Here is a 12,345-nt window from a genome sequence, read left to right as displayed (position 1 = left end):
GGGTCGGACGGGGTCCCGGCGTGGGCGGGCTCGGTGGTCATCGTTGATCACGGCTTCCAGTCGACTGGCAGGTTGGGCGCCTCGCTGCCGCTCGGCGGCACCTGGAGGGTCTTCAGGCTGAACTCCATCACCTGCTTGAACACCGGCCCGCAGAGCTGGCCGCCGAAGTGCCCGTTCACCGGGTCCTGGATGACGCAGGAGACGGTGACCCGGGGCTGGTCGGCAGGGGCGAAGCCGATGAACGAGGCGGTGTAGCCGGAGTAGCGGCCGGTCTTCGGGTCCACCCGGTTGGCCGTGCCGGTCTTGCCGGCCACCCGGTAGCCGGGCACCGCGGCCTTGCCGCCGGTGCCCTGCTCGTCGGTGACCACGGACTCCAGCATCTCGGTCAGCGTCTTCGCGGTCTGCTCGCTGACCACCCGGCTCTCCGCGCCGGGCGGGGCCGGGGTGTACCGCCCGTCCGGCGAGGTGGTGCCCTGGACGACGCCGGGTGCGACCCGCACGCCGCCGTTGGCGATGGTGGAGAACACCGAGGTGGCCTGCAGCGCGTTCACCGACAGGCCCTGGCCGAACGGGATGGTGTACTGCTGCGAGCCCTTCCAGTCCTCCGGCTTGGCCAGGATGCCCCTGGTCTCACCGGGGAAGTCCAGGCCGCTGGGCCGCCCGATGCCGAACTTCTGCAGGTAGCCGCCGAGCACCTGGTTGGCCTCGGCCTGGGTCGGGCCGAGCTGCTCGGCGGCCTCGATGGTGCCGATGTTGGAGGACTTGGCGAGCACCCCGGCCAGGGTCAGGTACCAGGTCTCGTGGTCCACGTCGTCGTGGAAGACCCGGTCCGCGCGCTGCAGGGTGTTGGGGACGGTCACATGGGTGTCCCAGGTCGCCTTGCCGGTGTCGAGCACGGCGGCCATCGTCATCAGCTTGGCGGTGCTGCCCGGCTCGTACGCGTCCTGCACGGCCGCGTTGCCGAGCTGGCCGGCCTTGGCGGAGGCCAGGTCGTTGGGGTTGAAGCCCGGCGAGGTGGCCATCGCCAGCACCTGCCCGGTCTTCACGTCCTGGACGACCACGTAGCCCTTCTCCGCCCCGGCGTTGGACACCTGGTCGGTGATGGCCCGCTGGGCGGCCCACTGGATGTCCCGGTTGACGGTCAGTCGCAGGTCGGTGCCGGGCACCGCGGCGTCCATCGAGCCGCCGGCGGTGGGCACCAGCCGCCCGCCCGCCTGGGCGTAGCTGCTGCGGCCGTCCTTGCCGGCCAGCTGCGCCTGGTACTGCTGCTCCAGGCCGCCCGCGCCGACGCCCTCGGCGTTGACGAAGCCGACCAGGTTGGCGGCCAGCCCGTCCGAGGGGTAGACCCGGCGCTGGGTCTCCCGGTTGAAGACGCCGGCCAGCGGGTTGGCGCACTCGTTGTCGACCCGGGTGCGGCCGCCCTTGTCCGCGGGGAGCTTCAGCTGCGCCTTCTGGGCCGTGCACGCCTTGCTGCCGGCCTTCTTGTCGAGGGCCGACTTGAGGTCGCTGATCTGGTTCTTGGCGTCGGGCGTCTGCTGGGTGGCGAGGCGCTTGTAGCGGGTCTTGGGGGTGTGCAGGTCGGCGGCCAGCTGCTCCTTGGGCACGCCGAGGATCGGCGCCAGCAGGGCGGCCGCCTGCTCGGGGGCGTCCGGGACGCCGGTCGACTGGGAGGTGAACATCTGCGGGTCGGCGGTGATGTCGTACGCGTCCACGGTGGTGGCCAGGGCGACGCCGTCGGAGGACGTTATCGAGCCGCGCTCCGCGGTGAGCGGGATCACCTGGTACCGGTTGGTGTTCGCGTCGGCGGCCAGCGCGTCGGAGTCGATCAGCTGGAGCTGGACGAGCCGGCCGGCGAAGACCGAGAAGACCAGGGACAGTACGACGGTGACGAAGCGCAGCCGCTTGCGCGGGTCGGCCAGCCGGATCGTCCTGGGCTGCGGCCGGGCGGCCGGGCGCGGACGGGGACGGGGAGCCGGACCGGCGGGGCCCGAGCGCAGCCTGGACTGTGCCCTGGCCGGCGGCTCGGCCACGGCCCGGGCGGCCCTGGGCCGGGCCGGCTTGGCCGCAGCGGGCTTGGCGGCGGCAGGCTTCGCGGCGGCGGGCTTCGCGGCAGGTTTCGCGGCGGGCTTCGACCCGGCCGGCTTCGGCTGGGCGGACCTGGGCTGGGCCGGCCCCGGCTGCCCGTCGGCCCGTCGGGGCCCGGGCGGCTGCGAGGTCCGGGGCGGGCGCGGCGACCGGGCCTGCGGGCGCCCCTGGGAGCCGCGGGCGGGCTTGCCGTCGCCCGATCCACGGGGTGGCTGACGGGGCGTGCTCATCGGGCCGGCCCTCCGCTCGGGCTCGGCGTCGGCTGGGTGGCCGGGCCTGCCGGGTTGATCTGGACGGTGGTGTCGCCGGTCGGGCTGCCCGAGGGAGCCGGGGCGGCGGGCGCCGCGGCGGACGGCGGCGGGGCCGGCGACAGCGCCGGTGCCGGGGCGGGGGCCGAGGCAGGGGCGGGCGCCGGGGCGCCGGGCTGGAGCTGCCAGGGCTCGGCCCCCGAGCGCTTCACCGGAGGACTGTCCTGGGCCGGCCCGGGCTTGCCGAGCACTTTGCCGTCGTCCTGCAGGAAGGCCAGGCCGCCGGCCGGCACCATGCCCAGCTCGCGGGCCCGCCGCTCCAGCGCGTCCGGGGCGGAGCCCTGGTCGATCTGGTGCTGCAGGGTCTGCTGCTGGTCGGTCAGCGTGGTGGTCTGCTTCTGCAGCCGGGACAGCTCGAAGGAGCCCTCGTTGAGCGCCGTGTTGAGCGCCAGCAGGCCCAGCAGGCCACCGGTGAGCAGCACCACCACCAGGACCGCGAAGGGCGTGCGGCCGCGGGCCGGCCGCCGGCCCGGCCGTACGGTGATCCGGGCTCCGGCCCCCTGCCCGGGGAGCACCCTGGCGCCGCTCCCCCGGACCTGCCCCGTCGGTGGGCGGGTCCCGCCGCCGGCCACTGGCACCACGCTCTCCTCGCCCCCGCGTCCGTCGCTCTGGTCTGCTCGTCCCGCGCCGGTCAGCGCCGGTTGCCCCGGTCCCTGATCCTCTCCGCCACCCGCAGTCGCACGGGCGCGGCACGCCGGTTCTCCTCGATCTCCTCCTCGGTGGCCTGCTCGGCCCCGCGGGTGATCAGCTTCAGCCAGGGCTGGTGCTCCTCCGGGATCACCGGCAGCCCGGGCGGGGCGGTGTTGGTCGCACCGGCCGCGAAGTACTGCTTGACCAGACGGTCCTCCAGCGACTGGTACGACATCACCACGATCCGCCCGCCCACCGCGAGCGCGTCGAGCGCCCCCGGCACGGCCCGGTCCAGGACCTCCAGCTCGCCGTTGACCTCGATCCGCAGGGCCTGGAAGGTCCGCTTGGCGGGGTTGCCGCCGGTGCGCCGGGTGGCGGCCGGGATGGCGTTCCTCACCAGTTCCACCAGACGCGCGCTGTTGGTGAACGGTTCCTTCTCGCGTTCGCGCAGGATCACCGAGGCGATCTTGCCGGCGAATCGCTCCTCCCCGTAGACCTTGAGGATCCGGGCGAGCTGCCCGTGGGTGTAGGTGTTCAGCACCTCGGCGGCGCTCAGGCCCCGGGTCTGGTCCATCCGCATGTCGAGCGGGGCGTCCTGGGCGTACGCGAAGCCGCGCTCCGCCTCGTCCAGCTGCATGGAGGAGACCCCGAGGTCGAACAGGACGCCCTCGACCCGAGGGATGCCCAGGCGCTCCAGCACCTCGGGGATCTCGTCGTAGACGGCGTGCACCAGGGTGGCGCGGTCCCCGAAGGGGGCGAGGCGCTCGGCGGACAGCTTGAGCGCGGCCGGGTCGCGGTCGACGGCGACCAGCCGGACCTCCGGGAACTGGGTGAGCAGCGCCTCGCTGTGCCCGCCGAGGCCGAGGGTGGCGTCCACCACGACCGCGCCGGGGGCCGAGATCGCCGGGGCCAGCGCGTCCATGCACCGCTGGAGCATGACCGGGACGTGCTTGGGTGCCGGATCGTTGGTGCTCATGTGCGCTGTGGCGCCCTTCCTCGGTGCGAAGCCCCCCTCCTTGCCCGCCCTCCCTGCCCGCTGATCGGACAGGAGGGACCCACCGGGAAAGGATGGAGCCCGGGGCGCGGGGAGACTGGGACCATTTTGGCCCACTCCGCGCCCGGCCCACCGCAGGGGGCCCGCACGCCGCCCGTGGTCCCCGCCCGCTCACTGGGGAAGACTGTGACCGCCCGGCACCGGGGAAGGTGCGCCAGGTGGCACGGAGCGGGAGGAGGCCGCGGGCTGCGTACGCCGTGCCGGCGCCGCCCGGGAAGGCCCGGTTGACGGTGCTCGGCGGTTGTGCTGCGCTGCGCCGCAACTCTATCGCGGACACCTTGGCCGTCAATGGCCCGCGACGGCGCGCCACCCGGGCGGCGGAACGCGAACCCGCAGGCCTCCGGGCCCGGACGGGCCCGGCCCGGGAGGCGGCGACGGCGGAGCGCGCGGGAGCCCGCAGCGCCTCGCGGCGGCGGTCCGCGCCGGTGGACGCGCCCGGCAGCACCCCGGACATTCCACCCAGAGCACCGCACTTCCCCACCAGTCGCCCGCCCCGGCGGTATGCCCTCGATCACAGCCGGGTGCTCGGAGGGCCGGCCCCCTCACCATCGGCGGGGGAATCGCACTAACGTCGGGGCTATGACAGTGACCCCCGACCGGCACACGCCGACCGCCGCTGCCTCCGCGCCCTCCACGGCCTCCGCCCCCGCCGACGGCGCTCCGCCGGCCGCGGACGCCCCCAACATCATCGACCGCTTCGTCACGTCCAACCGTGCGTACGCCGTCGACTTCCGCGACGGCGGCATGGACGCCCGTCCCGTCCAGAAGGTCACCGTGGTGGCCTGCATGGACGCCCGGCTCGACCTGTTCGCGGCGCTCGGCCTCGAACTCGGCGACGCCCATGTGATCCGCAACGCCGGCGGCGTCGTCACCGACGACACCATCCGCTCGCTCACCATCAGCCAGCGCGCCCTGGGCACCAGCTCGATCGCGCTGATCCACCACACCGGCTGCGGCCTGCTCGGCCTCACCGAGGACTTCCGGCACGAGCTGGAGCTCGAGGTCGGCCAGCGCCCGCAGTGGGCCGTGGAGTCCTTCGTCGACCTGGACGGCGACGTCCGCCAGTCCATGCAGCGGGTGCGCACCTCGCCGTTCCTCCTGCACACCGACGACGTCCGCGGCTTCGTCTTCGACGTCCACACCGGGCTGCTCCGCGAGATCCACTAGTACCGCCCGTCCGCCAGGGCCCGGCCAGCGCCGTCCGGGCCCTTTCCCGTGCCCGCCCGCGGGCCGCCGGCGCCGCGCCGGGTGCCTCGGCACCCGCCGCCGCCCGGCCGATCGGGCGAGGTCACGGGGGACGGACGGGCGATGTTGCGGGGACGAACCGGGACACTGCGCGCTTGTCGCCCGCCCTGTCCCTCCCGTACGGCACCGCCCGGGGGGAGAGGGTGACTTCTGGCCATCCGACAGGGAAGAATGCGACGGCAGGCCTGTTCCCGCACCACCTGGGGCGGCCTGGCCGCGGCCGCGCCCGGTGCCGCTCCGACCGGAACGCACCCGGGGCACGCCGCGTCAGTCACGGGGTGGGGGCCGTTCTCGGGGTGAGGCGGCGCAATGCCAGGGAGCGTACGGGTGACCAGCACATACGATCAGGACGGTCAGAGCGGTCGTGGGGGCGACCGGCAGCCCGAAGGCTTCCAGCGCGGCGGACTGCACGAGCTGGGCGCCGTCGTGGACCGGGTCCGTGCCTCCGTCGAGAGCGTCATCGAGGGCAAGCCGGAGGCGGTCCGGATCGCGCTGACCGTGATGCTGGCCGAGGGCCACCTGCTGCTGGAGGACGTGCCCGGGGTCGGCAAGACCATGCTGGCCAAGGCGCTCGCCAAGTCGGTGGACTGCACCGTGCGCCGGATCCAGTTCACCCCCGACCTGCTGCCCTCGGACGTCACCGGCACCAACATCTTCGACCAGCACCAGCGCGACTTCGAGTTCCGGCCCGGCGCGATCTTCGCGCAGATCGTGGTCGGCGACGAGATCAACCGCGCCTCGCCGAAGACCCAGTCCGCGCTGCTGGAGTCGATGGAGGAGCGCCAGGTCACCATCGACGGCACCAGCTACGAGCTGCCCTCGCCGTTCATGGTGATCGCCACCCAGAACCCGGTCGAGATGGAGGGCACCTACCCCCTCCCCGAGGCCCAGCGCGACCGCTTCATGGCCCGCATCTCGATCGGCTACCCGAGCCCCGAGGCCGAGTTCGCGATGCTGGACGTGCACGGCGGCGCCAACCCGCTGGACGACCTGGCCCCGGTCGCGCACGCCGCCGACATCCTCAAGCTGGTCGAGCTGGTGCGCACCGTGCACATCGCCGACCCGGTCCGCCGCTACGCCGTCGACCTGGTCGGCGCCACCCGCACCAGCCCCGAGCTGCGCCTGGGCGCCTCGCCGCGCGCCACCCTGCACCTGGTGCGGGCCGCCCGCGCCGCCGCCGCGCTGGACGGTCGCGACTACGTCACCCCCGACGACATCCAGTCGCTCGCCGTCCCGGTGCTGGCCCACCGCCTGATGCCGACCGCCGAGACCCAGCTGAGCCGGCGCACCTCCGAGCAGATCGTGCTCGACCTGGTCGCCCGGCTGCCGCTGCCGCGCCCGCAGGGCCCGGCCGTCCGGAGGGGCTGAGGTGGCCCCGACCGGCTCCCCGTCGGGTCTGCGCACCGGCCTGGCGGGCCTCACCACCCGGGGCCGTTCGTTCCTCGCGGCCGGCGTGACCGCCATCCTCTGCGCGCTGCTGCTCGGCCAGGACGCCCTGCTCCGGGTCGGCGTGCTGCTGATGGCGCTGCCGCTGGCCGCCGCCCTGCTCCTGCTGCGCACCCGCTACCGGGTGGCCAGCGGCCGCCGGCTCAGCCCGCACCGGGCGACGGCCGGCCAGGAGGCCCGGGTGCACCTGCGGGTCGACAACGTCTCCCGGGTCCCCACCGGGCTGCTCCAGCTGGAGGACAAGGTCCCGTACGTGCTCGGGCCGCGCCCGCGCTTCGTGCTGGACCGGATCGAGCCGCACGGCCACCGCGAGGTGTCCTACCGGGTCCGCTCGGACCTGCGCGGGCAGTACCCGCTGGGCCCGCTGCAGCTGCGGCTCTCCGACCCGTTCGGGATGTGCGAGCTCACCCGGGCCTTCGCGGCCTCCGACACCCTCACCGTCGTCCCCCGGGTGCAGGCCCTGCCGGAGGTCCGGCTGCGCGGCGAGTGGGCCGGGCAGGGCGAGAGCCACACCCGGACCCTCGCGCTCGCCGGGGACGACGACGTCATCCTGCGCGAGTACCGGCACGGCGACGACCTGCGCCGGGTGCACTGGAAGTCCACCGCCCGCTACGGCGAGCTGATGGTCCGCCGCGAGGAGCAGCCGCAGAAGGCCCGCGCGACCGTCCTGCTGGACACCCGCGAGATCGGCCACCGGGGCACCGGCCCGGCCTCCTCGTTCGAATGGGCGGTCAGCTGCGCCGCCTCCGTCGGCGTGCACCTGATGGAGCGCGGCTACGAGGTCCGGCTGCTGACCGACACCGGGCAGAGCGTCCCGGGCCCGGACGGCGGCGTCAACAGCGTCGCCGAGGCCTCCGGGATGCTGCTGGACGCGCTCGCCCTGGTCGACCTCTCCGAGGGCGGCTCGCTGTCCCGCGGGGAGGAGGCGCTGCGGGTCGGCGGCGAGGGGCTGCTGGTCGCCGTCCTCGGCACGTTGGACGAGGGGCAGACCGCCCGGCTCGCCCGGCTGCGGCGCCGCACCGGCACCGCCGTGGCCTTCCTGATCGACACCGAGACCTGGGCCGGCCTGCGGATGCTCGCCCCCGAGACCGGCGGCGCCGAGATCCGCGCCCGGATCCGGCAGCTGCGCGAGGCGGGCTGGACGGTGCTGCCCGCCCGGGCCGGCGACTCCGTGCCCGACCTCTGGCGGGCCGCCGACCGCGCCGGCTCGGCCTCCACCGCCTACCGAGAAGAGGCCGACGCGTGACCACCCGGGCCAAACTCACGGTCTACTCCGCGCTGGCCACCGCGCTGGCCACGCTCTGCCTGCTCCCGCTGGTCACCGCCGGCGGCTGGTACCTGCACGCCTGCCTGCTGATCGCGCTGTCCGCCGCCGCCGGCGCGGGCCTGCGCCGGCTCCCGCTGCCGCGCTGGCTGGTGCCCGCCGGGCAGCTGCTGGTGCTGGTGTGGGCGCTGATGCTGGGCTTCACGGGCTCCGCGATGACCGCCGGCGTCCTGCCCGGCCCCCGGGCGCTGGACGCCGTCGGCACCCTGCTGGACCGGGGCCTGCAGGACATCCAGGAGTACGCCATCCCGGCCCCCGCCACGCCGGGCCTGCGGCTGATCCTGGTCGGCTCGGTGGCGCTGGTCGCCGTCGTGGTGGACGCCGTCGCGGTGACCTTCCGCAAGGCGGCACTGGCCGGCCTGCCGCTGCTCGCGCTGTACTCCGTCGGCACCGGCCTGGCGGACAAGGACGGCCGGGCCTGGCTCTGGTTCCTGCTGGCCGCCTTCGGCTACCTGCTGCTGCTCCTCGCCGAGGGGCAGGACCGGCTCTCCCGCTGGGGCCGGGTCTTCCACGGCGGTGCCCGCGGCGACGGCGGCGGCCGGCTCTCGCACAGCGGCCACCGGATCGGCTTCCTGGCGCTGGCCACCGCCCTGGTGCTGCCGCTGTTCCTCGGGCAGTGGGAGTTCCACCTGTTCGGGGACCGGGCCGGCAACGGCATCGGGTCCGGCGGTAACGGCTCCGGAGTCACCACCCTGGACCCGCTGGTCACGCTGGCCGCGAAGCTGAGCCGCCCGAGCGGCGAGGAGATGCTGACCTACACCATGTCGGGCGACAACGCCGGCAGCACCTACCTGCGCACCGGCGCGCTCGACGAGTTCAACGGCACCGAGTGGAAGCTCAGCCCGAAGGACGTCGCCGGCAACCCGAGGACCCTGCCCAACCCCGAGGGGCTCGCCCCCACCGTCACGGCCGACCCGGTCGCCACCGCCTTCACCGTCACCGACCGGATGGACTCGGCCTGGCTGCCGATGCCCTACCCGGCCACCGAGGCCGACCCGCCCGGCAACTGGCGCTACGAGGCCTCCACCCGGACCCTCATCGGCGACGGCAAGCAGACCACCCGGGGCCTTCGGTACGAGGTGACCAGCCTGGACGTGCGGCCCACCGCCGCCCAGCTGCGCACGGCCGGCCCGGCGCCGGAGGCGATCGCCAAGCGCTACCTGACGCTGCCCGGTGACTTCCCGCAGGCCGTCGCGACCATCGCCACGGACGTCACCCGGGGCAGGAGCACCGGGTACGACAAGGCGGTGGCCCTGCAGACCTGGTTCACCCGTACCGGCGGCTTCACCTACAGCACCGACGTGGGCAGCGGCACCGGGAACGACGCGATCCTCACCTTCCTGGAGAACAAGAAGGGCTTCTGCGTCCACTACGCCTCCACCATGGCGGCGATGGCCCGCGCGCTGGGCATCCCCGCCCGGGTGGCGCTCGGCTTCACCCCGGGCCAGGGCCTGGGCGGCAAGAGCTTCAAGGTGACGGACCGGGAGTACCACGCCTGGCCCGAGCTGTACTTCCAGGGCACCGGCTGGCTGCGCTTCGAGCCCACCCCGACCCGGGGCAGCGCCCCGGACTACTCGGACCCGGTGACCGCGCCCAGCACCGCCCCGACCCAGCAGCCGACCAGTGCCGCGCCGAGCGCCGGTGCGGTGCCCTCGGCGAGCGCCAGCAGCAGCTGCGACAGCCGGCAGCGGCAGCTCGGCGACTGCGCCGACCAGGACAAGGGTGCCCTCAAGGCCCCCGTCCAGCGGTCCTGGTGGCTGTCCTGGCAGGCCCTGGCGACGGTGGTGGGCGGCCTCGCCCTGATCGCCCTGCTGACCGCGCCGATGCTCTGGCGGGCCTGGGTGCGGCGCCGGCGGCTCGGCGCGGCCGGCCGCCGCCGTCCGGGGGCCGACCACCGGACGGACCTCACCGACCAGCAGGTGCTGGCCGCCTGGGAGGAGCTGGTCGACTCGGCCTGGGACCTCGGCATCCCGCCGGACGACTCGCGCACCCCGCGGTCGGCGGCGCGGCGGATCGCCGAGGCGGGTGAACTGGACGCGGACGCCACGGCCGCCGCCGGACGGGTCGCGCTGGCCACCGAACGGGTGCTGTACGCCCGGGCCGGCCAGAGCGCGCCCGCGCTGGCCCCGGACGTCCGGACCGCCCGGGCCGGCCTGCAGGCCTCCGCCCGGCGCACCGGACGGGCCCGGGCGCTGCTGCTGCCGCCGTCCTCGGCGCGGCTCTGGTGGCGGGCGACCGAGCGGGTGGACGACGCCCGGGACGCCGTACGCGGGCGCCTCTCCCGGGTCGGGGCCGCGCTCACCGGTCCCTTCCGCCGGGCCCGGGCCCGGCTGCGGGGCGGCAAGGCCGGCCCGACGGGCCGCCCGGAGTAGCCGGGGGTGGGCCCGGCCCCGCGCGGGGCCGGGCCCACCCGTCGGAGCCTCGTGCCCGGGCGCCCACGGGAGCCCGGGCACGTTCCGGGCGCGGGGGAACACGACGGGTGAGGGCGGGCAGTCTGTCGACTGCCCGCCCTCACCCGTCGTTCGACACCGGGCCCGGTTCCCCGGAGCCCTCCTCTGCTGTCAGAGGCCGCTCTGCTCGTCCCTGCGGCGCTGCCAACGCTGCTCCATCCGGTCCATCACCCCGGCCTTGCGGCGCGACGCCGGGGCCGGCTTCGGCCCCGCCCCGTGCCCGCCGGGGCCGCGCCTCCAGCCTGTGACGGCGAGGACCGCGCAACCCAGCATGACCAGGAACCCGACGACGCTCACCCAGATCAGTTGGGCGACCATGCCCCCCATCAGCAGGGCGATGCCCACCACGAACCCCGCGGCGGCCTGGTAGACCCGCCGACGGGTGTAGGCGCGCAGCCCGGTTCCCTCAAGCGCTGACGCGAATTTGGGATCTTCGGCGTACAGCGCTCGCTCCATCTGCTCGAGCAGACGCTGCTCGTGCTCCGAGAGCGGCACGGAGTCCTCCTACTCGTCGGTCGCGGGGCGACCGGTCCGCCACCCCAGGCGGGGTGGCAAGTCCATTCAGCTTTCAAGACACCAGTCAGACGCTTGTGTGGAACCCACCCCGGCGCAAAACCGCCACCGCCCGGTCAGGACGGTCGTGGTGGGTTCCCCGAAGGGTCCACCGTCCCGGCCTTGTGTCGTCCATATGCCCCATGCGTCCGGCTGTCATGCTTTCCGGCTTTACCCAGATCATACGGTCCACCGGTGCATTCCGGGGTGGTCGACCGCACGTGGGTCGGCCCCGGTCGGCACGCTGGATCCGCACGGTTCCCAACGCGGGGGGGCGCGTACAAGTGCCCGAGTCGGCGGAATCACCCCGGACGTGGGCGAATGCCTGGCCGAACGGGAGGCGTACCGCGTACGAAGGACAGGTCAGGAGCGTGTGGCCAGGAGGTGAAGCTGGGTGGCGACGGCGTGGAAGGCCGGCTGCTCGGCGGCCGCCTGCTCCAACTTGAGCAGCGCCTCCATCGCCCCCGGCTCGGTGTCCACCAGAACGCCGGGCACCAGGTCGGCGAAGACCCGGACGCCGTGCACCGACTCCACCCGCAGGCCTGCGGTGGTCGCCAGCAGGCTCAGCTCCTCACCCGTGAAGCGGCGGGGCATCGGGTCGCCGGCGCCCCAGCGGCCCTCGGGGGCGCCGAGCACCGTACGGGCCTCGTTGAAGTGGCCCGCCAGGGCCCGGGCGAGCACGGCGCCGTTGCGGTTGGCAGCCAGCAGGCTGACCAGTCCGCCGGCCCGCAGGGTGCCCGCCAGGCTGCCGAGCGCCTCGGCCGGGTCGTCCACGACCTCCAGCACCCCGTGGCAGAGCACCGCGTCCACGCTCTCGGGGGTGATCAGCTCGGGCAAGGTCTGGGTGTCGCCCTGGACGGCGCGGACCAGGTCGGTGACACCGGCCTCGGCGGCCCGCCGCTCGAGCGCGAACAGCGCGTCCGGGCTCGGGTCGACCACCGTCACGCGGTGGCCGAGCCGGGCCACCGGCACGGCGAAGTTGCCCGTCCCGCCGCCGGTGTCGACGACGTCGAGGACCGGCTGGTCCAGCTCGGCGGCCCGCTTCTCCAGGGCCGCCCGCACCACCTCCCACACCACGGCGGTACGCAGGGCACTGCGGGGACGCGTCGGGTACAAGGTGAGGACTCCTTGGCACGGGAGAGGTACGGAGATACGGAGCGCTACGTCGGACGGCTCCACCTTAGGCCGTCCGGCGGCCCGCCCGCGCAAAGCCCCGCGGGGCGCCCCGATGGCGCCCGCCCCGGCGCCCCA

Annotated in this window: 9 protein-coding genes; 4 read left to right on the top strand and 5 right to left on the bottom strand. The window is 74.9% G+C overall.

The window, feature by feature from the left end; genetic code table 11:
- Positions 1-47 precede the first annotated feature (47 nt).
- The 3 genes from OG689_RS29915 to rsmH form a co-directional block, all read right to left on the bottom strand.
- Positions 48-2,315 carry a penicillin-binding protein 2 gene (locus OG689_RS29915; RefSeq protein WP_266323963.1) on the bottom strand — a complete coding sequence of 756 codons (2,268 nt, stop codon included), beginning with the start codon at positions 2,313-2,315 and terminating at the stop codon, positions 48-50.
- Positions 2,312-2,908 (bottom strand): cell division protein FtsL, encoded by a 597-nt coding sequence (locus tag OG689_RS29910; protein ID WP_266323962.1) that lies wholly within the window; start codon positions 2,906-2,908, stop codon positions 2,312-2,314. Before OG689_RS29910 ends, OG689_RS29915 begins: the two co-directional genes overlap by 4 nt.
- 116 nt (positions 2,909-3,024) lie before the next feature.
- Complete coding sequence (gene rsmH, locus OG689_RS29905) at positions 3,025-3,999, bottom strand: 16S rRNA (cytosine(1402)-N(4))-methyltransferase RsmH (protein ID WP_266323961.1); 975 nt, start codon at positions 3,997-3,999, stop codon at positions 3,025-3,027.
- Positions 4,000-4,662: 663 nt separating this feature from the next.
- On the opposite strand from rsmH, the gene OG689_RS29900 reads away from it, so the two are divergent.
- The 4 genes from OG689_RS29900 (at position 4,663) to OG689_RS29885 (ending at position 10,464) form a co-directional block, all read left to right on the top strand.
- Entirely contained in the window at positions 4,663-5,244 is a 582-nt protein-coding gene (locus tag OG689_RS29900) for a carbonic anhydrase (RefSeq protein WP_266327520.1), read from the top strand.
- Positions 5,245-5,727: 483 nt separating this feature from the next.
- The gene (locus OG689_RS29895; RefSeq protein ID WP_073923363.1) at positions 5,728-6,690 is read left to right on the top strand and encodes a MoxR family ATPase; all 963 of its coding nucleotides are present in this window, start codon (positions 5,728-5,730) and stop codon (positions 6,688-6,690) included.
- Position 6,691: 1 nt separating this feature from the next.
- Entirely contained in the window at positions 6,692-8,014 is a 1,323-nt protein-coding gene (locus tag OG689_RS29890; protein WP_266323960.1) for a DUF58 domain-containing protein, read from the top strand.
- Positions 8,011-10,464, top strand: a complete 2,454-nt coding sequence (locus OG689_RS29885; protein WP_266323959.1) for a DUF3488 and transglutaminase-like domain-containing protein — start codon at positions 8,011-8,013, stop codon at positions 10,462-10,464. Before OG689_RS29890 ends, OG689_RS29885 begins: the two co-directional genes overlap by 4 nt.
- Positions 10,465-10,653: 189 nt before the next feature.
- Here the strand turns inward: OG689_RS29885 and OG689_RS29880 are convergent, their stop codons facing one another.
- Positions 10,654-11,037 (bottom strand): DUF3040 domain-containing protein, encoded by a 384-nt coding sequence (locus OG689_RS29880; RefSeq protein WP_073923322.1) that lies wholly within the window; start codon positions 11,035-11,037, stop codon positions 10,654-10,656.
- A gap of 420 nt (positions 11,038-11,457) precedes the next feature.
- A complete protein-coding gene (locus OG689_RS29875) occupies positions 11,458-12,210 on the bottom strand; it encodes a methyltransferase domain-containing protein (protein WP_266323958.1) in 753 nt (250 codons plus the stop codon).
- Positions 12,211-12,345 lie beyond the last annotated feature (135 nt).

The sequence above is a fragment of the Kitasatospora sp. NBC_00240 genome (assembly GCF_026342405.1).
Classification (GTDB): Bacteria; Actinomycetota; Actinomycetes; order Streptomycetales; family Streptomycetaceae; genus Kitasatospora.
Note: the sequence above shows the minus strand (reverse complement) of the source record. Positions and strands in the feature narration are given on the sequence as shown.

Bases quoted from the DNA above. Each gene is read 5' to 3' on its own strand.
- OG689_RS29915 (WP_266323963.1), bottom strand. From the start codon at position 2,315: ATGAGCACGCCCCGTCAGCCACCCCGTGGATCGGGCGACGGCAAGCCC.
- rsmH (WP_266323961.1), bottom strand. From the start codon at position 3,999: ATGAGCACCAACGATCCGGCACCCAAGCACGTCCCGGTCATGCTCCAG.